This is a genomic window from Aneurinibacillus sp. REN35 (assembly GCF_041379945.2).
In the GTDB taxonomy this organism is placed as follows: Bacteria; Bacillota; Bacilli; order Aneurinibacillales; family Aneurinibacillaceae; genus Aneurinibacillus.
In genome coordinates this window covers 278,745-302,269 of the sequence record NZ_JBFTXJ020000005.1, presented here as the reverse complement: position 1 = coordinate 302,269, position 23,525 = coordinate 278,745, and the positions used below count along the sequence as shown (strand labels likewise).

The window sequence follows — 23,525 nt, the reverse complement described above, 5'->3', positions numbered from 1 at the left end:
TAAAGATTATACGGTAGAAAAACCCGTTTGCTGAGCAGGCGGGTTTTTTGTGTTATGGTATCGTAGTGGGAGGAACAGTTTGCTCATTTAAGCTATGTAAAAAAATGTGCTATCGTAGAAGGGATGCCATAAGGACAGGAGAGAGACCAGATGAAACATGTCGGGGAAGGTATGCAGGATTTCTATCGACGGCTGACTAAGGATGGATACGATGCAGAAGATGTGAAGTCTGCGCTGTATCAGGTAGAGAGAATTGTGCATATGGAACAACTGCGCCGTCATATTCTAATCTGTACGGATTGTGCGCTTTGTGAACATGCGAAGAATCGGGTGCCGGGCATAGGGACTACAGGCACACCATTGGTGATTGTGGGTGAAGGCCCAGGTGAGGACGAAGAGAATTGGGGTCTTCCGCTTGTTGGCATTAGCGGATCGCTTCTTACGCTAATTCTAGAAAAGGCGGGGATTAGACGTGAGCAGGTGTATATGACCAATGTAGTCAAATGCCGTGTTACAGATGAAAAAGGAAAAAACCGCGCACCAATGCGTGAAGAGACGCTAGAATGCAGTAAATATTTGCGGCGTGAGCTTGAAATCATCAGACCCAAAGCAGTGCTTGCTTTAGGTAAGGTGGCTTTGCAGTTCTTCTTCCCTGAGATGAAAACAATGTCGCAATTCCGAGGCAATGTGTATGAGTATGAAGGAATAAAAATTGTGCCTACATGGCATCCCGCTTATGTAGTAAGACAGCGTGGGGACGCACTAGCTCAAACTAAGCGGGAGGTATGGCATGACTTACAGGTTGCTGTTCATTGTGTGAAAGAGAAAGGATAAAAGGTGAGCAAGAGTGGAATCGAAGATAGAAACAAAAACAAATAATTTGTATGAACTAAACGAAAAACCTCCATTATCAGTTACAATAACCGCAGCTTTGCAATGGTTTTTCATTACAATCTCAAGCTCGCTAGTTGTGCCGCTTGTTATTGGTGAGATGTATGGACTCGGATCACAGCAGCTTGGGCAGTTTGTGCAGCAGACCTTCTTCTTTATCGGTCTTGCGTCGCTGCTACAAGTGCTGTTTGGTCATCGCTTACCGATTACGGAGGGTCCTGCGGGCATGTGGTGGGGCATCTTCGTTATTCTTGCCAATCTAGGGGCAGTTGCAGGCCAGGCGCCTAAAGAAATAGGGCAAGCACTGGAGATGGGATTGATACTTACCGGAATTATGCTCATCGTGCTTAGTGCTACCGGTTTTATTGAGAAAGTACAGAAGGTGTTTACACCGATTGTAAGCGGCGGTTATCTTGTGCTGTTAGCTGTTTCATTGAGTGGATCATTTATGAAGGGCATGCTTGGGATTGATTATTATAGTAAAGGAAGCGGAGTGCAGCCGGAGCTTGCTGCTGTTTCGCTAGGGATTGTATTCGTAACCTTTATGATGATTGCCTCGCGTTTCAAATATGTCCGCAGCTTTGCTATTCTCATCAGCATGATTATAGGATGGCTTATTTATATAGTAATGGATTGGTCAAAACCGTTGCAGGAGACGCATAGTGTATTCGCGCTGCCGGAGTTGTTTTTTTGGGGAACGCCCGTATTCCATTTAGGTACAGTACTGACATCGCTTATTACCGGACTTATTCTTATTACGAATCTGATTGCCAGTATTGCTGTAGTGAGTCATGTCGTAGGAGCCAATCCGGGAAAGAAAGAGTACAAACAAGGTGGTATATTAACGGGAGCTGCTCATATACTGTCTGGTGCAGGAGGAATTGTAGGGTTAGTTCCGCTCTCTATCTCGGCAGGTGTCATCCAGGTGTCACGTATTGCCTCTCGTCTGCCGTTTATCATCTCATCCATCTTCCTTATGGTGCTGGGTGTACTGCCGTCGGTCAGTCGGATTCTTGCCGGTCTTCCTTCCCCGATTGGTTATGCGGTCATGTTTGTCAGCTTTACACAACTTCTTGGATTCGGACTGCGTGATTTTGGCCGTGTTATTTTTGATGAACGTAATATTTTTATTGTCGGATTTGGACTAATGGGTGGAATTGGCCTCATGTTTGTTCCAGCTCAAGCACTACAGGGATTACCACCGATCTTTGGCTATATCTTTGGTAATGGCTTGGTTGTAGGAGTGCTTCTTATTATTTTTATGGAACAGGTTGTATTTCGGAAGAAAGCATAAAGTGAATGCATGGTTATATAAGGGGAACAGTGGGGGATGGATGCCTGTTCCCTTTAGTATGCAAAGAATAGGGGACTAGGAAATAATAAGAAAAGGCCTGCCATCAATGTCGCATACGCCCCCGTTAATATGAGTGAACATCTCACCAGCAGCACGCAGCAGCTGTTCATCTGTCCAGCGAGTGAAGCCTGGATGAATAAAGAAGACGTGCAGAAGCTGTGTTGCGTCCTCTGTTACGCTGGTACGTACGGAGTCGACGAATGGACTGCCAAAAGGACCGTTATCATCGGCGAGCACAAGCTTGCCCTCACAAGAAATCTCTCTCCCATTTAACCCTGCATACGTCTCATTGCTTTTTCCCAGTCGCAAAGCTACATTACCTACGATGCGGTCCCGGTTATACAAGCCGGCTGGCAATCCGAATTGAAGGGAGAGGAAGTTGTTTATATCTACACCGCTATGAACCCAGTGAAAAGGCTTATTCTGTAGAACCCGTCGTACAAGCGCTTCGGAAGAAGGACGATAACGGGATGGATCGATTCCCAATGCTTTGAATGTTTGTCGCCATTCTGCAATACCAGGAACGTCAGCGACAGGAGTATCTAAGTAATCGTAGCGCATATTTTCTAGAAATAAGTTAATCCTTCCCTTTAACATGGCTGGTGCAGTCGATAATGTCGCGTTATTATAGTGAAGGATACCGAGTTTGATTCCGGGGACCTTGGTATGTATTTCTTCAGAAATCGTGTAGTTTTGCATAATATCACCTCTTTTTTGATATTCTACCATACTCCCCAAAAAGACAGCCAAAGTTGATATACTATATAAATAACAAAAATCATAAATGAACGGGTGAAACGATGAAAGAGGTAATCATTTATACGGATGGTGCTTGCTCAGGGAATCCAGGACCGGGCGGTTGGGGTGCAGTACTGCTGTATGGTCAGCATCGTAAAGAGCTATGCGGCAGCGAACAGAATACGACCAATAACCGAATGGAGTTGACAGCGGCCGTAGAGGCGATGAAAGCACTGACAGAACCATGTAAGGTTCTACTCCACAGTGACAGCGCTTATATGGTAAACTGCTTTCAGCAAGGATGGTATAAAGGCTGGATTAAAAACGGTTGGAAAAACAGTAAAAAGCAGCCGGTAGAAAATCAGGATTTGTGGAAAGAGTTGCTTGCGCTTATGGAGAAGCATGATGTTGAGTATATCAAGGTAAAAGGACATGCGGATAATGAATTGAACAATCGCTGTGATGAGCTTGCGACCGGAGCGATTATCCGCGGGTAAGAAGGAATGGAGGTGGCGGCATGACGCAGCAGGGGATACAGGATCAGCAGGCAATTGATTGGCGCCGCCTAAAGCAAGAAGTTCGTGAATATGCACAAGAGATGGGAATTGATAAAATTGGATTTGCTAAGGCAGATCCTTTCTTCTCGCTTAAGGAGAAATTATATACACATAGAGAGTTGGGATATGAGTCTGGCTTTGAGGAGAAGGATATCGAGAAAAGAACGCATCCAACGCATAGTCTAGCGGACGCTAAATCCATCATTGCCATTGCACTTGCGTATCCGACTCGTATGGAAGCCCCGCCAAAATCTGAGCCAGGTAAGTATAGAGGAATTATGGCACGTGTATCCTGGGGCGAAGATTATCATACAGTTCTGCGCGAAAGGTTGCAAAAGCTGGAGGGCTTTCTTCAGAAGAGAGTACCTGGGATTCAAACCGAGATCATGGTAGATACAGGTGCGCTCTCAGATCGGGCTGTGGCGGAGCGGGCAGGGATAGGCTGGATTGGTAAGAATACTTCTCTGATAACCCCTGAATTTGGTTCATGGATATACTTGGGAGAGATGCTGACCAATGCTCCGTTTCCTCCGGATCAACTTGTGGAAGAAGATTGTGGGGAGTGCACTCTCTGTATTGATTCGTGTCCAACCGGTGCAATTGTGCAAGGAGGACAGCTTAATTCACAGCGCTGTGTTGCTTTTTTGACCCAGCTAAAAGATGACATACCTGAAGAGTTCCGTTCGGCTATCGGCAATCGCTTGTACGGATGCGATACGTGCCAGCAGGTCTGTCCGAAAAATAAAAAAATCAATATGACCCACCATCTTGAGTTTGCTCCAGAGCCTGAAGCCGCAAAGCCGCTGTTAAAACCGCTGCTTACGATAAGCAAGAAGCAATTTGCAGCGATGTTTGGTCGTACCTCTGGATCGTGGCGTGGCAAAAAGCCGATTCAGCGCAATGCTATTTTAGCGCTTGCCCATTTTAAAGATCGCAGTGCGGTGCCAGATATTATCCGTATCCTAGAAAAAGATGAGCGTCCTGCCTTGCGCAGTGCTGCTGCCTGGGCGCTTGGTCAAATTGGCGGCAGTGAAGCGATGGATGCATTAAAAAAAGCGAAAGACCGAGAAAAAGAAAGTTTAGTCCAAAAAGAAATTGAAAATGCCTTGCAAGAAGAAAAAAATGTCGAATGATTGCGCTGGATTTCTTCATTTGACGCGAGGTAAGATGATAAGAGGATGCAAAAGGGAGGGATTGGGTGAAGTCGGAAGTTTTTTACACCGTGTATCAAAGCCCCCTCGGCCCCATTACATTGGCGGCGACAGACGCTGGGTTATGCTGGGTAGAGTTTAGCGAAGGTGAGCTTGCAAAGCTTTCATTAAATTGCTGGGCGAAGAAATGGCTTAGCACAGATAATATTGCATATGCGCCGGAAGTATTTCTTGAAGCGACAGAGCAATTGGACGAGTATTTTGCAGGCATGCGTCAGGAGTTTACTCTCCCGCTGGATGTACGCGGTACTGCGTTTCAAAAGATGGTTTGGGAGCAGCTGCAAAAAATTCCGTATGGAGAAACAAGAGCGTATAAAGATATTGCCCTTGCGATGAATGCCGCTAAGGCGGTTCGCGCCATCGGGGGAGCGAACAACAAAAATCCGCTGTCTATTTTTATTCCCTGCCATCGTGTAATCGGCTCGAACGGTGCATTGGTGGGCTACGGCGGTGGCTTGAATATAAAAGAATATTTGCTGCAGCTAGAAGGTGTGCTTGAGCGCTCTGAAGTTGATTCAGCATAAAATAAATAGCTGTACTATCTAGGTAGCAAAAGGATCATTAAGTCATGACTTGATGGTCCTTTTTGCTGTCTTAGAAGTGTTGTATGCGTTCCATCCCTGCATATACATACGATGGAAGAGGAGAAAGGGGCGAGAGCATGCGACAATGGAAAGAAGCGCTTGAGGTGTATCTACAGTGTAGGACAAAGGGGTTTGTTACGAAAAAAAATGAACTTGCTGTCTGTGTAGTAGAAGAGCAGACCGAGATGTTTAAACAATATAATGAACGACATTGGCAGCAGCTTGCAGAGCGTAAAGCGCAGCCGCTAAAGAGCAGATTGCAAATCAGCGGCTTTCAAGTAGAGAGAGAAGCAGAAGACGAAGTCATCGTCCGGATTGAAGCAAGAGAATGGTACGCATATAAGCTGAAACAAGAATGGTATGAGCAGGAAAAAGACATTCAGATGTATGTAACGCTGCGTCGGGGGGAAAAGGGCTGGTTGATCGCCGGGGAAGAGGGAGTACAGAAGCCGACGGTAAAAGATGTAGTACCGGTTCTGGCTCAATATGAAAGTGAAGAAGAATCACCGGAAGATTCCCAAGAGAGTGTGCGTTATACGTATAATCGTATTCAAGCTGTTCGGTATGCAGAGGCGTGGTGGAATGATTACAATCCGCAGTTTCGAAGTTTTGATGTGGATTGTACGAATTTCATCTCTCAATGTTTGTATGCGGGCGGAGTTCCGATGCGGCAGAGCGGAAATCGTTCAACGGGATGGTGGTATCGAGGGGGAAATAGTACAGCGGCGCTCTGGAGTTATAGCTGGGCGGTGGCTCATAGTTTTCGCTGGCACTTAGAGAAGGGGCATATAAACACGGAAGTAAAGCCGAGCGCGGATCTGCTCTCGCTTGGCGATGTGATCTGCTATGACTTCGATGGAGATGGACGTTGGCAGCATTCGACGATTGTTGTAGCCAAAGATGTTAATGGCATGCCGCTTGTAAATGCGCATACGACGAATAGCCGTCACCGATATTGGAATTACAGAGATTCCACAGCCTATACACCGAAAATTCAGTATCGCTTCTTTCATATTATATGACGGCTACCCTGCATCTTTTTATCGATTGATACGTAGTAAAGGGGGGAAGAAAGGGAAGTAAAGGAGGAATTGACCGACTTATGAATAGAAAGAAATGGATTGCCTTAGGGATTGTTGTGCTTGTCGTAGCAGCAGCTTTTGTTGTCTCTCTGTTTCGGGGGACAGATGAAATCCGCGCTTCAGCTCCTGAGAGATGGGCAGCGAAGACGGTGTCAGGAAACGGGATAAATCAAGTGCTGCAGCTATATATCGAAGGTGTGATTTCTGAGGAGAGCGGCTGGAATCGTTCATTTGATTATGAAGCTATACTTTCACAGCTCAATCAAGCCAAGGATGATCCGAATATTAAAGCCATTGTCCTTAGGATTAATTCTCCCGGCGGTGCTGTCGTTCCGACAGATGAGCTGTATCATAAAATAAAGCAAGTGAAGAGTGAGACGAAGAAACCGATTGTGGTTAGCATGGGCTCGTATGCTGCCTCGGGCGGCTACTATCTTGCTGCGGCGGGTGATAAGGTATTTGCCAATGCCTCAACGTTAACCGGCAGTCTGGGTGTGATCGCTTCGTATATGAATTATGGAGAGCTCGCCAAGGAATATGGGATTAAGGAAAATGTAATCAAAAGCGGAAAATTTAAAGATATCGGTAACCCGATGCGTGATATGACACAGGATGAGCACGCTCTACTCCAGAATATGATTAATGAAAGCTACCAGCAGTTCGTCGATGTCATCGTAGAAGGACGGAAGATGCCGCGCGACAAAGTGCTGCAGCTAGCAGATGGGCGGATTTATACCGGAAAGCAAGCAAAGGCAAACGGGCTGATTGATGAACTTGGTACGCTAGAGGACGCAACGAAAGCGGCGCAACAAATGGCGAAATTGCAAGAGGCAACGGTAATTCGATATGAACAGCCGTTCGGATTTTCCAAGCTGTTCTCTACTTTCTCTGCGGAATTGTCGGCTCGATTGAATATCAATGCGACTCCATTGCCTGATTTCCTACAGGAAGAAAATCGCACACCGCGTATTGAGTATATTTACCGTCCATGACTCATACAGTGTGGCAATTGGATGAAAGGAGGGATTGTCAATGGAAGCGAACGCGACGAGGTATGCAGGCTTTTGGATTCGGTTTCTGGCAGCGCTAATTGATGGGATTGTACTTGGTGCTGTATCCTACATTCTGGGTTTGGCTTCAACGGAGGTATTTTCATTCCAATGGACCATGCAGAATCTTCTTGGATTGCTCTATTATATTGTGCTCACCGGCTTGTGGGGACAGACGCTGGGCAAGATGGTCGTCGGTGTACGAGTAGTGCGTACGAGCGGCAGTATAGCTGGCTGGGGCGCCATCGTTCTGCGGGAGACGATCGGAAAGATTGTTTCTGCCATTGTCCTGCTATTGGGCTATATCTGGGCCGGCTTTGATAAGCGCAAGCAAGGCTGGCATGATAAGATGGCAGATACGGTTGTTATTAAGACAAAGTAGTGTATAAAAAGGGTTGGTGGAAGAGTCGCAATCAAGCTGCGGCTCTTCTTTTTCGTTTATATTCCATCTTGTTTTTGTGCTATGATAGAAACTGAGGTGAACAAAAGGATGGCGTTTAACATTGTGCTTCATGAGCCATTGATCCCGGCTAATACGGGGAATGTTGCCCGTACATGCGCGGCAACCCGTACCCGCTTACACCTAATTGAACCGCTGGGGTTCTCGACAGATGATAAGTACTTAAAGCGGGCAGGGCTTGATTATTGGCATGCGGTTGATCTTACATATTATCAGTCCTTTGCTGAGTTTGCGGCAAAGCACCCTGATGGACGTTTTTTCTTTATCGAGACAAGCGGGGATCAGTACCATTCCGACGCAGAGTATAGGGATGGTGATTTTTTTATTTTCGGTAAAGAAACAACAGGAATTCCTGAAGATATTCTAGCGCAATATCCTGGACAGATTATCCGTATTCCGATGGGAGATGCAACGCGTTCATTGAATCTATCCAATACGGCGGCGGTTATTCTATATGAAGCGCTGCGTCAGGTTGGTTATCCAGGAATGAAATAATAAAGAGGAGAGTGTTGCATAGTGGAACGAGCCATATTTTTTGATTTGGATGGAACGCTGTTAACGCTTGATACCGAGGCGTTCATGAATCGCTATATGAAACGGCTGGGGGAATATACAGCCCATATTGTTCAACCAGAACAACTGATTAAATCTGTATGGGATGCAACTAAACAAATGATGAAAGACGATGGCCCAGACCGTACCAACGAAGAGATATTTCGTGAGCATTTCTTTTCAACATGCGGGGTAGAGGAGAATGTAATCTGGCCGTTATTTGATACGTTTTATGCAGAAGAATTTCCTTTGTTAAAAGAAGAAATTGAACCGCACCCCTATGCACTAAAGGTAGTGGAGGAAGCAAAGAAGCGCGGCTATCGCATGGTTGTTGCAACCAATCCCGTATTTCCGGGTATGGCTATTCGCGAACGAATGAAGTGGGCCGGACTTGTAGAAGATGACTTTGAGCATGTTACTGTTTTTGAAGAGGCACGTTATTGCAAGCCGAATCCAAAATACTTCTTAGAAATTTGTGAGCGGATCGGTGTGCGACCAGAAGATACGATTATGGTTGGAAATGATATGCAGCAGGACATGGTAGCTGCAGAGGTTGGTTTGAAGACGTTCCTCGTGGAAGATTATAAGATCGACCGAGGAGTTCCGCAGCATCGCGTAGATGCGAGCGGTACCTTGAAAGAATTATACGAACAGCTTGCGGCGGGTACAGGGATTTTTTTGACGGATAAATAAAACTGATTTATAAAAAAAGTAATTGACAATCTTGCAAAAGATGCGTAATATACTTCTCAGTACAACTATATAGTGATCTCGCTTATCGAGAGAGGTGGAGGGACTGGCCCGATGAAACCCGGCAGCGGAATTCTTCTTATGCGTAAGAAGAAGGCTGTGCTAATTCCAGCAAGACACGTTGGATCATGGTGTCTTGGCAGATAAGAGTATGCATGAACGTATAACCAAACCTCTCTTGTCTGTCTTGAGAGGTTTTTTTGTGTGATGTGTACTGGGCCCGTACACATTACGCAGTGACGAGCAGCCTTAGACATCAACTACACTACATGAAGAAGAGGGAATAGACGATGAAAAAATGGTTTATATCTGTTATGCTGCTGTTCGTAGTCAGCATGCTTGCAGCGTGCGGCGGCGGTGAGGATAAAAAGAAAATTGTCGTAGGCGCAAGCGCGGTTCCACATGCGGAAATTCTTGATCATGTGAAAGATAAGCTAAAGGAACAAGGTGTGGAGATGGAAGTGAGAGTATTCGACGATTACGTTCTGCCGAATACAGCCCTAGAAGAAAAGCAAGTAGCAGCCAACTACTTCCAGACAGTGCCGTACCTTGATGAGTTCAATAAGAAGCACGGTACACATATTAAAGCATTGGACGGTATTCACCTAGAGCCGATGGGGTTATATCCGGGTAAAGAAAAAGCTGCACAGCCGAAAAACGGTGCTGTCGTAGCGATTCCGGATGATGTATCGAACGGTGCACGTGCACTTAAGCTGATCGAATCAAAAGGCTGGATTACACTTACAGCCGGTAAAGACCTTAACAGTCTGACCAAGCAGGATATTGTAGAAAATCCGCATAATATTCAAATCAAAGAAATGCAGGCCTCTCTTCTGCCGCGTGCAATCGGTGAAGTGGATTATGCCATAATTAACGGAAACTATGCGATGGAAGGCGGCTTGACATTTGATCAAGCATTAGCGATGGAGAAAAAAGATTCCGAGGCAGCCAAAACGTTCGCTAACATCGTGGCAGTAAAAGAAGGCGACGAAAATCGAGAAGAAATCAAAAAACTTCTGCAAGTACTTAAATCTGAAGATGTGAAAAAATTCATCGACGAGAAGTATAAAGGCTCGGTAATTCCGGTATTTTAATACGTGAAGATACGACAGAGAGCAGGTGTGCTCTCTGTCTTTTTTAATGCGGCAAGCCATACTGGTACAACAATTAAAAGAGAGGTAAGATAAGCAGGAGGGGGGAAGCTGAGTGCTAAGACGAATCGTAATTACAGGATACAAACCCCATGAATTGGGGATTTTTGATACGAAGCATCCTGGGATTGGCTATATTAAAAAGGCGATTCGCAAGCGCCTTGTCTCTTATATTGAGGATGGAGCCGAATGGATGATTATAAGCGGCCAGCTTGGAGTTGAATTATGGGCAGCGGAAGTCGTGCTTGAATTGAAGGAGATGTATCCTTCTCTGAAGCTTGCGGTTCTTACGCCATTTCTTGAACAGGAGAGCAAGTGGCAGGAAGAGAAGCAGACATACTATAGAAATCTGCTTGGGGAAGCGGACTTTGTCACCAGTATCACCAAGCGTCCGTATGAAGGAGCGTGGCAATTCAAGGCGAAAAATGCATTTCTTCTTGATAATTCAGATGGCTTGCTCGCAGTGTATGATGAAGAAAATGAAGGATCTCCTCAATATATCGTAGCGGAAGCAAAAAGGCGGAGCGAGTTGGGCGAATATTGCTATGCGGCGATTGCTGCGTATGACCTGCAGATGGTAGTAGAAGAAGAACAGGAAAATGAATTCGGTGTGTAACCGTTTAAAAAGCGCTGCCAATACAGACTGGCAGCGCTTTACCTTATCAACGAAGTATTACAGACCCCACGTTTTGTCCTCATTGTATCCTGCAGTGAAAATTGCGCCAAGCACCAAGCCCGTCACTACTAAAACAATCACCATACCCATCGTTCATATCCCCTCTCCCAAGTGTAAATTTCCCTTTTATTATACCTGATCCACTATATGATGGGAACATATGGGCATACGGTAATCTTGACAAAGTTTGTACGCTTGTGATTGGAAAATGTCGAGATGATTTGCTATAGTGAGAGAGATTGATACTTTATGGAGGTGCATTGTATGTACGTTGTCATGAATGTATTGCAAGTTCCTGAAGCGATGAAAGGTCGTATGGGAGAAATGTTCGGCAAAAGTGCGGAGCGAATGGCTAATGTTCCTGGCTGCCTTGAATTTCAGTTCTTGAGTGCAACAGATGGGGACAAGCAGGTCGTCTATACAAAGTGGGATAGCGAAGAATCGTTCAAAGCTTGGACTGAGAGCGATAGCTTCCGGCAGGCACATTCCCACTCCTCTGACAATAATCCAGCTACAGGCTCTAAGCTTGAAGTGTTTGAAGTCATGCATGGAGCTACATACGACAAGTAAAGACATAAAAACAGGGCTGAAATGTGTGATATACACACGTTTTAGCCCTGTTTTTATGAAGAGTGAAAGATGCGGCGCTGCTTCATTAACGTAAAGCGGTCAGATATTTAGCATGTCATCTGCATCCACCGAATAGGATAGTAAAAATGCATCCCATGACTGATCATTCTGAACGAAGAAAAGGAGAGGAGTGCCCGATGGATATCCTAAAGCGGATTGCAGAATACCGTGCACGTGAAGAACAGCTCGTATGGGAAGGGACATTCGCCGAGTACCTTGAGATTGTAAGACAAAATCCGCACGTTGCTCAGACCGCACACTCCCGGGTGTATAACATGATCAAGCATGCCGGGATTGAACATAATGAGGATGGAAGCAAAAGCTACAAATTTTTTAGCCGGGAAATGTACGGATTGGATCGGGCAATTGAGAAGCTGGTGGAAGAATATTTTCACTCTTCAGCGATGCGCCTGGATGTGCGAAAAAGAATTCTATTGCTAATGGGTCCGGTGAGTGGTGGTAAATCAACGATTGTGACCATGCTGAAGCGGGGGCTTGAACAGTTTACACGCACAGAAGAAGGCGCAGTGTACGCAATCAAAGGATGCCCGATGCATGAGGACCCGCTTCACCTGATTCCGAATGAACTTCGTCCTGAAATTGAGAAGGAGCTAGGTATCATTATTGAAGGCAATCTGTCACCGTACAATCAGATGCGTCTCGACACAGAATATGGCGGTCGGATTGAAGATATGCCCGTTGAGCGCATCGTATTCTCGGAGGCCAAGCGTCGAGGTATTGGTACATTCAGCCCGTCTGATCCAAAGTCACAGGATATTGCTGATCTAACGGGAAGCATCGACTTCTCCACGATTACGCAGTACGGTTCAGAATCTGACCCGCGTGCGTATCGGTTTGATGGAGAGTTGAATAAGGCGAACCGTGGTCTGATGGAATTCCAGGAGATGCTAAAATGCGATGAGAAATTCCTCTGGAACTTGCTCTCGCTGACGCAGGAAGGCAATTTTAAGGCAGGAAGATTTGCTCTTATTAGCGCGGATGAATTAATTGTCGCTCATACGAATGAAGCTGAATATAAAACATTTATAAGCAATAAGAAGAATGAAGCACTTCAGTCCCGGATGATTGTTATGCGTATCCCATACAATCTCAGGGTCTCTGCCGAAGAAAAAATCTATTCCAAGCTGATTAAGCAAAGCGATCTTGGCCATGTGCATATTGCACCGCATTCGCTGCGGGCTGCTGCAATCTTCTCCATCTTGACACGCCTGAAGGATTCTAAAAAGCAGGGCATTGATCTGCTGAAGAAAATGCGTCTGTACAACGGCGATTCAGTGGAAGGATTCAAGGAATCCGACATTAAAGAGCTGCAGAACGAGTTCGCGGATGAAGGAATGGGGGGCATCGATCCGCGTTATGTCATCAACCGGATCTCAAGTGCGTTGATTCGTCGCGATACGGAATGCATCAATGCGCTTGATATTCTTCGAGCGCTCAAAGACGGATTAGATCAGTCACCGACGATTACTAAAGAGGATAAAGAGAGATACCTTACTTTCGTCAATGTCGCTCGTAAAGAATACGATGAACTAGCGAAGAAGGAAGTACAGAAAGCCTTTGTCTACTCGTATGAAGAATCAGCCAAAACGCTGATGGACAATTATCTTGATAACGTAGAATCATACTGCAACAAAACCAAAGTACGCGACCCGATTACCGGTGAGGAAATGGATGCGGATGAAAAACTTATGCGCTCCATCGAGGAACAGATCGGCATATCGGAAAATGCCAAGAAGGCATTCCGTGAAGAGATACTCATCCGGATCTCGGCGTATGCGCGCAAAGGCAAGCGCTTCGACTACAACAGTCATGAACGCCTGCGTGAAGCGATTGAGAAGAAATTGTTCGCAGATTTGAAAGATGTGGTCAAGATCACGACCTCATCGAAAACACCGGATGAAATCCAGTTGAAAAAAGTCAACGAAGTGACCGCCCGCCTCATCGACGAACACGGGTATTGCCCGATTTGCGCAAATGAATTACTGCGTTATGTGGGCAGCCTCTTGAACCGATAAGCGGTGTAAAAGGAGGAAGCCGCATGAAAAATGAACCTTCGTTTATTATCTCGCGCGAAGATTGGTCACTGCACCGTAAAGGACATCAGGATCAGCAGCGTCATCAGGAAAAGGTCCGGGAGGCGATTCGTAAAAACCTCCCGGACCTGGTCAGTGAAGAGAACATCATCATGTCGAATGGGCGGGATGTCGTCAAAATCCCGATCCGTTCACTTGATGAATACCGCATTCGGTACAACTACAACAAAAGCAAGCATGTCGGCCAGGGTACAGGTGATTCGAAAGTGGGCGATGTAATTGCGCGGGAGGGTGATCCCAGCAAAGGGCCGGGTAAAGGCCAGGGTGCAGGAGATCAGACCGGTGAAGACTATTATGAAGCAGAGATCTCGGTGGAGGAGCTGCAGGAGATGCTATTCGCCGAGATGGAGCTTCCGAATCTACAGCAGAAGCAGCAAGATGATGTTGTAGTGACAGATATCCGCTTTAATGACATTCGCAAAAAAGGATTGATGGGCAATATCGATAAGAAGCGCACCATTCTTGAAGCGTTGCGAAGAAACGGACTCGAAGGACATAAAGGCATTAAAAGCATCAGTAATGAAGACCTTCGATTCAAGACATGGGAGGAAATTGTACAGCCGCACTCCAACGCTGTCATTATTGCGATGATGGATACGAGCGGCTCGATGGGGGCGCTGGAGAAATATGTGGCGCGCAGTTTTTTCTTCTGGATGGTACGGTTCCTGCGTACTAAGTACGAGAAGGTAAATATCGCATTTATCGCCCACCATACAGAAGCGAAGGAGGTAACAGAAGAAGCCTTTTTCTCCAAAGGAGAGAGCGGAGGTACGATCTGTTCGTCTGCCTATCGCAAGGCGCTAGAAATCATTGATCAGCGGTATCCGCCTGCACTGTACAATATTTATCCGTTTCATATTTCTGACGGCGACAATTTGACTTCAGATAATGATCGCTGCGTGAAGCTTGTTCGGGAGCTGATGAGCCGAAGCAATATGTTCGGCTATACTGAGGTGAATCAATACAATAGACACTCAACATTGATGTCAGCATACAAGCACATCAAGGATCCTAAGTTCAAATACAGTATTGTTCGTGAAAAAGGGGAGGTTTATAAGGCACTGACGACCTTCTTCGGGAAGGAGACGGTGAAATCATGACAGGTGAAGAGATTAAACAATTGGAGCGGGCGGTTGATGAAATCACAGAGATTGCTAAAGGGTTTGGCCTTGATTTCTACCCCATGCGGTATGAGATTTGTCCAGCTGATATTATTTATACATTCGGCGCCTACAGTATGCCCACCCGTTTTTCCCATTGGAGCTTTGGGAAGTCCTTTCATCGGATGAAATTACAATATGATCTAGGGCTAAGCAAAATCTATGAGCTGGTTATTAATTCTGATCCGTGCTACGCTTTCCTGCTCGATGGCAATTCTCTCATTCAAAATAAACTGATTGTTGCCCATGTACTGGCGCATTGCGACTTCTTTAAAAATAATATTCGCTTTAGCCGTACAAACCGAGATATGGTAGAGAGTATGGCTGCGACAGCGGAGAGATTGCGTCAATATGAAATTCAGTATGGTAGAGAGACGGTAGAGGAGTTTTTGGATGCCGTGCTAGCCATTCAAGAGCATGTTGATCCGAGCCTGACGCGCCGTCACTTTAATTGGGCGGAAGATCCAAAGGAAGCTCGAACAGCACTCCAGACGGTTCGCAAAGATCCGTATGGAGATCTGTGGCTGCTCGACACGGATGAGAAGAAGCGGAAGGAAGACGCGGAAGAGGAAGCGAAAAAGCGTATGAAACGTTTTCCGCCGGAGCCTGAGAAGGATCTGCTGCTGTTCATTGAGGAGTTCAGCACCCGTCTTGAGAATTGGCAGCGTGATGTGCTGACTATTATGCGTGAGGAGATGCTGTATTTCTGGCCGCAGATCGAGACGAAGATCATGAACGAAGGTTGGGCCTCCTACTGGCATCAACGAATCCTGCGGGAGATGGATCTGACAGGGGAGGAGACGATTGAATACGCCAAGCTAAACGCCGGTGTTGTTCAGCCTTCGACAACCAGTATCAACCCGTATTACCTGGGGATCAAAATATTCGAAGACATCGAAGAGCGATGGAACAATCCGACAAAAGAAGAACAGGAACGGTTCGGTCGAATACCGGGTCAGGGACGCGAGAAAATCTTTGAAGTGCGGGAGATGGATAGCGACATCTCATTCATCCGCAATTATTTAACGAAAGATTTGGTTAATAAGCTTGATATGTATGTGTTCGGACGCCAGGGGAACGATTGGACGATTACGGATAAGACATGGGAAGTCGTTCGTGACCAGTTGGTAACAAGCCGGGTGAATGGGGGCTTTCCCTACATTATGGTGCAGGATGGAGATTATCTGCACAACGGCGAATTGTACCTGTACCATCAGTATGAGGGAATGGAGCTGGACGTGAAGTATGTGGAGAAGACCGTCCCGTATATTCACATGTTATGGGGCAAGTCGGTACACCTAGAGACAAGAATTGAAGATCGGCGTGTGCTGTTTACGTATGACGGTAAGAAGTGTCACCGGAGATTTTTATAAAAATCGGGGATGACTCTATAGTTAGTAAGGTAAGGTTCAAAAACTTTCGGTTTTTGGACCTTTTTTCGTTGTTTCTAATAAAACCATACAGAACATTGCAAAAAGGTGCGATCTTTTTGATGGCATTAGTACAAGGTACTGCTTCTGTTGTTTTTCTTACTTTCCTCTGGAGTTGTATGTTGATATATCCAGTGTGATGTATATAAGGTTGTTCAGAATTTGTTCAGTTTGTTTGTAGTACTATAGATAGGATTGTTTATAAACGTAATCTGGTAGTTCTATTTGTATATATAAATGGTACTTGAGATATGTAGTTTATTTAGGAGGCAGTAATGAGGAAAAAAACATATAAAAAATATTATAAAGTTTTATCCGCTACAGTTGTTTTTTCTATGTTGTTTGGATCAGGTTATGTTATGGCAGCTCCTACTTTTCATAAGGACGAACAAACTCAGAAAAATATAGCATCCAGCTCCTTTACAGATCTTCATCAAGTGAGCAACTGGGCCGAGGATGCTGTATTGAAAATGAAAGAACAAGGGATTATGGTCGGAGATCCAACGGGTCATTTTCGACCACTCGATAAGATGACACGTCAGGAAGTCGCTTCAACGATAGCAAGTGTATTACATCTGGAGAAACAAAAAGGCAGTCTCTCTTCTTTTCGAGATGTTTCAGATGCTGACTGGGCTAAGGATGCGATTGAAGCGGTAAAAACAGCCGGGATTATGCGCGGGGATGAAAAAGGAAACTTTCGCCCGCATGCATTGATAACCCGGGAAGAACTCGCCGTGTTAGTAGTCAATGCCATCAAAGCAGATACAAAAGGAAAAGGAGACAATCTCCCCTTTGCGGATAAAAGTCAGGTGAGTCCCTGGGCGAAAGCGGCTGTTCAAGTCGCGCTGGAACAGGGCTTGCTTCATGGAGACGGAAAGAACTTCAATCCTAGGAAATCTGTACAACGGCAGGAAGCGGCTTCTGTTTTATCTAGGTTGATAGATCGAATGGCATCTTCCTCTCATCATGCCGTAATTGATGCCATTAAGGGAGATACCGTTACGATTAACGGTTCTGCATACCGTGTAGCTGAAAGCTTAAAAGGATTACTAAATGAAGAAAATGCGGCATCTCTCCAGAAAGCAAATATTGACTTTGCATCTGCTAATCAAATAATCACAAAAATCACGTATCTAGAGCTTGTAGCGGGTGGAAAGCCAGCGAAGACAGGTGAAAAAGAATTTTCGGAAAATACCGTTCTAGAAGGTTATGGCGCTACCATTGATGGGGACGTAAAGGTAAAAGCTGACTATGTTACCATCAGGAACCTGGCAATAGCGGGAGACTTCGAGATTGGACCGGAAATAGAAAATGATTTTTACGGATATAAAGTCCATGTCAATGGAAAGACGGCCATTAAAGGCGGATCCCCTCATACTGTTGTATTCGAAGATGGAATCTTGGGAGCGATGAATGTAAGTAAGCCGAATGTACGGGTAGAAGCCATCGGAATCACGAAGGTTTCAGATGTGACGGTGGAAAATAACACGACGATTCAAGCGGATTCAAGTGTGTCCATTCCTAAAGTAACGGTAATGGATGGCGTAAAGAGCGTAACTTTGAATGCCTCTATTGATTCCGTTGTAGTGGAAAGTCATAATGATATTTTTCTTTCCGGAAGTGGACATATTAGGAATTTAACTGTTCAAAACCAAAGTTATGTAACTTTGAATACAACAGGAATAATTACAAATGCAAACGTACCGGATATCAACTCAAAAATTGTCATGCAAACGGGAAGCAAAATTACGAATTTATCTATTCCAACTGGAGCCAAAGTGGAAGATGTCGTAAGGAACTATACAGAATCAAAAACGCAGATTAGCACTGTGAATAACGGAACGCCGAACACTTCTTCTGGATCTACCCATAATAGTGGGGGAGGAGGAGGCAAAGCAGTAGTTGCTCCAACGATCGTTTCTGTTACTCCGTCTTCCGGGTCTACAGTGGGCGGCAATGTAGTGATGATTACAGGAACCGGGCTAACGGGCGCAACAGCCGTGAAGTTTGGAGGCACAGCAGCAACCTCTTATACCGTGAATTCTAACACTCAGATTACGGCAACAGTACCAGCCGGAACGGCAGGTACTGTAAACGTATCCGTTACGACACCTAGTGGAACGGCGAATTCAACGAGTGGATACACGTATGTGGCTGTACCAAATCAGGCGCCAACGGCAACGTATGTAACGGTTTCTGGAACAGCGATGGTAGGTCAAACTTTGACTGGAAGCTATACATATGGTGATGCTGAGAGTGATGCAGAAGGAACATCAACGTTCAAATGGTATCGTGGAACAGCATCCGATGGATCGGATAAGGTAGCTATTTCTGGTGCAACAGGCGCAACGTATCAGCTGGTAGGCGATGACCAAGGTAAGTACATTTTCTTTGAAGTCACACCTATTGCAAGTACGGGAACGATAACAGGAGCACCAGTGGTAAGTACGGTAAGTGCACAGATTACAGGAGCAAATCATAGTCCAACAGTACAAAATACTATCAGCCAGGTAAATAAGGAAGTAACGGCTGGAGTGCAGACGGTAAGCCTTTCGAATGTCTTCGTCGATTCCGATGGCGATACATTGAGCTACACGGCAACCTCTTCGAATACAGGAGTAGCAACAGTAGCCGTAAATGGAACGGATGTAAAGATTACTCCAGTGAATGCAGGGACAGCGACAATCACAGTAACAGCGAGTGATGGTAAGGGTGGAACGGTGCAAACCCAATTTAACGTAACTATTAGTGCGCCGATACCGGCAAATCATGCGCCAACAGCAGGCACTATTGCGGATCAAACAGCAATAATAGGCGGGGGAGATGCAACCATCAGTCTTGCAGGTGCGTTTGCAGACCAGGATAATGACACGCTTACGTATACAGCAGTATCCTCAGATCCTAGTATAGCGCAGGTAAATGTTACCGGAGATCAGCTATCAATTACGCCGTTTGTTATTGGAACAGCAACGATTACGGTAACAGCAAGTGATGGTAATGGAGGTTCAGTCCAAACAACGTTCCAAGTAAACGTAGAAAAGAAAAAAACTGCGTTCATCTCTGAATTGGTATGGGGTCAATCCGATAGCTTTTTGCAAATTATCGAATTGTATAATCCTACCGATAAAGACATTGAAGCCTCAAAGTTAAAAATTGTACGTAGTGATGGTGGAGACGATATTACTATTAGTTCGGAAAGCCAGTCTATCATCCACAGCGGAAGTACATTTACCATTGGGGAATCTTTCTCTTCTATCGATCTGTCCATTGATTACAACACGATGATGAATTTTTATAACGATGATACGCAACCGGTTGAGCTTAAGTTATACTACGACGGTCAATTAATTGATATTGCAGTTTTTCAACCGCAAACATCCTTAGCACGTGTAAGTGGTACTATCTCTGGAAGTACGCTCTTCGATGCTTCAAAATGGATTGATGAAGGAACAGATTACACTGATGGCTTAAATTCGTACACACCGTAGCAACGGTGATCAAGGAATTCTGAAGTATGAAAACCGGTAACGATTGGAGTGTAGAGAAAATCTATATTTCTCTACACTTTTCTTATGGGCTAAGAAAATTAGTAAGTAAGGGGGAGAGTTATGAGCAAAAAAATATATAGACAGTGTCATAAAGTTTTATCCGCTACAGTTGTTTTTTCTATGCTGTTTGGACCTGGTTATGTTATGGCAGCTCCTGCTGTAAATCATGAAAAACAAACACAGGAAAATACAGCATCCAGCTCCTTTGTGGATCTTCATCAAGTGAGTAACTGGGCCGAGGATGCTGTATTGAAAATGAAAGAACAAGGGATTATGGTCGGAGATCCAACGGGTCATTTTCGACCACTCGATAAGATGACACGTCAGGAAGTCGCTTCAACGATAGCAAGTGTATTACATCTGGAGAAACAAAAAGGCAGTCTCTCTTCTTTTCGAGATGTTTCAGATGCTGACTGGGCTAAGGATGCGATTGAAGCGGTAAAAACAGCCGGGATTATGCGCGGGGATGAAAAAGGAAACTTTCGCCCGCATGCATTGATAACCCGGGAAGAACTCGCCGTGTTAGTAGTCAATGCCATCAAAGCAGATACAAAAGGAAAAGGAGACAATCTCCCCTTTGCGGATAAAAGTCAGGTGAGTCCCTGGGCGAAAGCGGCTGTTCAAGTCGCGCTGGAACAGGGCTTGCTTCATGGAGACGGAAAGAACTTCAATCCTAGGAAATCTGTACAACGGCAGGAAGCGGCTTCTGTTTTATCTAGGTTGATAGATCGAATGGCATCTTCCTCTCATCATGCCGTAATTGATGCCATTAAGGGAGATACCGTTACGATTAACGGTTCTGCATACCGTGTAGCTGAAAGCTTAAAAGGATTACTAAATGAAGAAAATGCGGCATCTCTCCAGAAAGCAAATATTGACTTTGCATCTGCTAATCAAATAATCACAAAAATCACGTATCTAGAGCTTGTAGCGGGTGGAAAGCCAGCGAAGACAGGTGAAAAAGAATTTAGTGGCAACCTAGTGCTGCATGGAAATGGGATGATAGTAGATGGCGACCTAGTCGTTGCAAGTGATTATATTACAGTATCGAATCTGACCGTTTTGAACAATTTTACGATTAAGAAGATGCTTCAGCACGATTTTTACGCTAAGAAATTAACAGTGAAAGGCATGACAAGTATCGAAGGCGGGGATGAAAATACGGTTGAGTTTGAGGATTCACAGTTGCAATTCGTTGATGTTACTAAACAGGGCGTACATGTTGTTTCTTCAGGCAGTACAACGATACATAATCTGGATGTAAGAACGAATGCAACGATTGAAGCAGACCCGACAGCGAAGATACAACAAATGACGATTAATGATGGTGCACAAACAGTGAACGTGCAGGGAACTGTTCAGCAGGTTGTTGTAGCGAGCGCAAGTCCGATAACAGTGGTTGGTAGTGCAGATATTGCTAGTATGATAGTGAATGGTTCTGGATCAGTGGCGCTAAATAATTCTGGTTCGGTAGGACAACTTCAAGTTAATAACCCACAGTCCCAGGTAACAGCAGGAGCATCAAGCAAAGTTGAGAGCGTGATACTTGCCAATGGTGTACCTGCATCAGCGATTAGTGGGGTAACTACGTCATCATCTGTCTCACAAAGTTCATCAGGAGGCAGTTCATCTGGCGGTTCTAGTGGGGGGAACACAGCGCCAAAGTTAATTAAGACTTTTGTTGATCCTCAACTCGTTTTACTTGCTAATGGAAATTATACTATAGATTTATCTCAGTATCTGAAGGATGATGAGCAACCTACCTTGAAATTTGGGGCTGCTTCCCAGAGTAATAATATTGCTAAGGTGTCGGTTACAGGAAATATCCTTACTATTATGCCGCAAGGGAAAGGAACATCGAAAATTACGGTTGTTGCCGACGATCAAGTTGGAAAGAAAACGACAGCTTCATTCAACCTGTCCGTTAATGATTCTATTCCTGATCAGTCTGTACAGTTAGGATCAAGTAACCCCGTTCTTAACCTTAACTCTTTGTTTGTAAATACGGCGAATGATCCTTTGAGATATACAGCAATTATCGATAACACTAATATTGCTACATTAAGTTTGTTAGACAGTACATTAACTCTACATCCTCTGCAGGTGGGCATGGCGACAGTAACCGTTACAGCATCTAATGCTGGTAGTAGTATTACGCAAGCATTCAAATTGAATATAAGCGCTCCACTGAATACTAAACCTTCTGTTAGTACTATTCCTTCACAAATCCTTCAGGTGGGAGGAAGTGTACAACAACTGGATATATCTAGTTACTTACATGATGAAGATCATGACCCACTAACGTTGACAGCAGACACAACGGATCATAGTATTGCAACGGTAACGGTGAGCGGAGACACACTGACATTAACCCCGATTGGTGTAGGCCAAACAGAAGTAGCCTTGACGGTGAGCGATGGTAGAGGAGGCACAGCAACAGCATCCATTCCGGTAGAAGTTAAAGCGGCTCCAGTGGGACAAAACCAAGTCCCAGCAGTCATTAGCTCGATCTACGAACAAGTACTGACTGCTGGAGTAACCAATGCCCGGACGTTCGACCTGACTCAACTGTTTGAAGATCTGGACGGCGATGCGCTGACCTTTACTGCTGTTCCACAAACATCTGGCATTGTCACTGCATCGGTTTCTGGAGCTCTCCTTACTCTGACACCAGATTCGACTGCGGGCAGTACGAAGGTACAGATTACCGCAGACGACGGCAAAGGAGGCACGGCAACCTATGATCTTACCGTACGCAACGCGCCGCTTGCTCCGAACGGACAGGTGGAGATTCGAACAAAGCAAGGTGTAAAAGATAGTATCGCATACGACCTTTCGAGCATATTTCAGAACCAAACCACGTTCCAAATATACGAAGGCACCCCTGACTCGACCTTTACCGGGCCGGCGATTTTAAATGGAAAAACATGGACGGGGAACGGTAATACCTCGCTATTAGTGTGGGTGATCGGTGCAAACGGTTCGGCAGTCGTGCTGCACGTCACAGTTAATCCGCAAGGGCCTGAGGACTTGTACTTCTCGCAATATATGGACATGGACAATGGACGCACGGCGATTCAACTGTTCTACAATCCTGTCGGTGACACCTCGCAGAAAGTGTCTGGCTACGAGTTGGAAGTCCATCAATACAACCTTAAGAACGGACAGAAAACCTCCTATACTCGAGCGTTGTTCGAGTACTGGAAGGGTATGCCGTATCTCTTCATTGATCGGATATTCTACGATCTGTTCGACATTGCCCCTGTCACGTACTTCAATGACGAACTGGTGATATACGATCCGGGGAATACAGTCACCACAGGCTTTGTTCTGAAGAAAAACGGAGTCATGATCGACGTGCTTGGCGATCCAACCTCACAAAGTAAATTTATGCCAAACGGTGGAACGATCATCCGTAAGTCCGGCATTCATGCTGGTTCAAGCTCGTTCAACCTGCACGGGGAATGGAATAGCTTCCCGGTTGGCACGCTCCAGTACCTTGGAGTACATACTCCGTAAGTCAAAAAAGACGGGGCCGTTCGTGATTAAGCCCCTTTTTTTATATGGTAGCAGTAGCTAAACATACTT

The 23,525-nt window shown here is 45.2% G+C and carries 19 protein-coding genes and 1 riboswitch; of the genes, 18 read left to right on the top strand and 1 reads right to left on the bottom strand.

What is annotated here, in order from left to right:
- Positions 1-150 precede the first annotated feature (150 nt).
- Positions 151-834 carry a uracil-DNA glycosylase gene (locus tag AB3351_RS12415; protein WP_371147462.1) on the top strand — a complete coding sequence of 228 codons (684 nt, stop codon included), beginning with the start codon at positions 151-153 and terminating at the stop codon, positions 832-834.
- Positions 835-847: 13 nt separating this feature from the next.
- Positions 848-2,185 (top strand): purine/pyrimidine permease, encoded by a 1,338-nt coding sequence (locus AB3351_RS12410; protein WP_371147461.1) that lies wholly within the window; start codon positions 848-850, stop codon positions 2,183-2,185.
- A gap of 75 nt (positions 2,186-2,260) precedes the next feature.
- On the opposite strand, the gene AB3351_RS12405 is transcribed toward AB3351_RS12410, so the two are convergent.
- The gene (locus AB3351_RS12405) at positions 2,261-2,944 is read right to left on the bottom strand and encodes a B3/B4 domain-containing protein (RefSeq protein WP_371147460.1); all 684 of its coding nucleotides are present in this window, start codon (positions 2,942-2,944) and stop codon (positions 2,261-2,263) included.
- Positions 2,945-3,045: 101 nt separating this feature from the next.
- On the opposite strand from AB3351_RS12405, the gene rnhA reads away from it, so the two are divergent.
- The 16 genes from rnhA to AB3351_RS12325 all read left to right on the top strand — a co-directional run bounded on the left by rnhA (position 3,046) and on the right by AB3351_RS12325 (position 23,456).
- Complete coding sequence (gene rnhA / locus AB3351_RS12400; protein WP_371147459.1) at positions 3,046-3,480, top strand: ribonuclease HI; 435 nt, start codon at positions 3,046-3,048, stop codon at positions 3,478-3,480.
- A gap of 20 nt (positions 3,481-3,500) precedes the next feature.
- Positions 3,501-4,673, top strand: a complete 1,173-nt coding sequence (gene queG, locus AB3351_RS12395; protein ID WP_371147458.1) for a tRNA epoxyqueuosine(34) reductase QueG — start codon at positions 3,501-3,503, stop codon at positions 4,671-4,673.
- Positions 4,674-4,738: 65 nt separating this feature from the next.
- On the top strand, positions 4,739-5,275 hold the full coding sequence (locus tag AB3351_RS12390; protein WP_371147457.1) for a methylated-DNA--[protein]-cysteine S-methyltransferase: 537 nt from the start codon (positions 4,739-4,741) through the stop codon (positions 5,273-5,275).
- 137 nt (positions 5,276-5,412) lie between these two features.
- Positions 5,413-6,357, top strand: coding sequence for an amidase domain-containing protein (locus AB3351_RS12385; protein WP_371147456.1), 945 nt, complete (start codon positions 5,413-5,415; stop codon positions 6,355-6,357).
- An 80-nt stretch (positions 6,358-6,437) separates the two neighbouring features.
- A complete protein-coding gene (gene sppA, locus AB3351_RS12380) occupies positions 6,438-7,409 on the top strand; it encodes a signal peptide peptidase SppA (protein WP_371147455.1) in 972 nt (323 codons plus the stop codon).
- 40 nt (positions 7,410-7,449) lie between these two features.
- Positions 7,450-7,848 carry an RDD family protein gene (locus tag AB3351_RS12375; RefSeq protein ID WP_371147454.1) on the top strand — a complete coding sequence of 133 codons (399 nt, stop codon included), beginning with the start codon at positions 7,450-7,452 and terminating at the stop codon, positions 7,846-7,848.
- Positions 7,849-7,956: 108 nt separating this feature from the next.
- Positions 7,957-8,421, top strand: a complete 465-nt coding sequence (gene trmL / locus AB3351_RS12370; RefSeq protein WP_371147453.1) for a tRNA (uridine(34)/cytosine(34)/5-carboxymethylaminomethyluridine(34)-2'-O)-methyltransferase TrmL — start codon at positions 7,957-7,959, stop codon at positions 8,419-8,421.
- 21 nt (positions 8,422-8,442) lie between these two features.
- Positions 8,443-9,171: an HAD family hydrolase gene (locus AB3351_RS12365; RefSeq protein WP_371147452.1), complete on the top strand. Its 729-nt coding sequence runs from the start codon at positions 8,443-8,445 to the stop codon at positions 9,169-9,171.
- Positions 9,172-9,250: 79 nt separating this feature from the next.
- Positions 9,251-9,378, top strand: a riboswitch (SAM riboswitch).
- 140 nt (positions 9,379-9,518) lie between these two features.
- Entirely contained in the window at positions 9,519-10,322 is an 804-nt protein-coding gene (locus AB3351_RS12360; protein ID WP_371147451.1) for a MetQ/NlpA family ABC transporter substrate-binding protein, read from the top strand.
- 112 nt (positions 10,323-10,434) lie between these two features.
- Positions 10,435-10,995 carry a DUF1273 domain-containing protein gene (locus tag AB3351_RS12355; protein ID WP_371147450.1) on the top strand — a complete coding sequence of 187 codons (561 nt, stop codon included), beginning with the start codon at positions 10,435-10,437 and terminating at the stop codon, positions 10,993-10,995.
- A 324-nt stretch (positions 10,996-11,319) separates the two neighbouring features.
- On the top strand, positions 11,320-11,625 hold the full coding sequence (locus tag AB3351_RS12350; RefSeq protein ID WP_371147449.1) for an antibiotic biosynthesis monooxygenase family protein: 306 nt from the start codon (positions 11,320-11,322) through the stop codon (positions 11,623-11,625).
- Between the two features lie 197 nt (positions 11,626-11,822).
- The gene (locus tag AB3351_RS12345; RefSeq protein ID WP_371147448.1) at positions 11,823-13,721 is read left to right on the top strand and encodes a PrkA family serine protein kinase; all 1,899 of its coding nucleotides are present in this window, start codon (positions 11,823-11,825) and stop codon (positions 13,719-13,721) included.
- A gap of 23 nt (positions 13,722-13,744) precedes the next feature.
- A complete protein-coding gene (gene yhbH / locus AB3351_RS12340) occupies positions 13,745-14,899 on the top strand; it encodes a sporulation protein YhbH (RefSeq protein WP_371147447.1) in 1,155 nt (384 codons plus the stop codon).
- Positions 14,896-16,332, top strand: a complete 1,437-nt coding sequence (locus AB3351_RS12335) for a SpoVR family protein (protein ID WP_371147446.1) — start codon at positions 14,896-14,898, stop codon at positions 16,330-16,332. The genes yhbH and AB3351_RS12335 overlap by 4 nt, the downstream gene beginning before the upstream one ends.
- Positions 16,333-16,664: 332 nt before the next feature.
- Positions 16,665-19,877, top strand: coding sequence for an S-layer homology domain-containing protein (locus AB3351_RS12330; protein WP_371147445.1), 3,213 nt, complete (start codon positions 16,665-16,667; stop codon positions 19,875-19,877).
- 120 nt (positions 19,878-19,997) lie between these two features.
- Positions 19,998-23,456, top strand: a complete 3,459-nt coding sequence (locus AB3351_RS12325) for an S-layer homology domain-containing protein (RefSeq protein ID WP_371147444.1) — start codon at positions 19,998-20,000, stop codon at positions 23,454-23,456.
- Positions 23,457-23,525 lie beyond the last annotated feature (69 nt).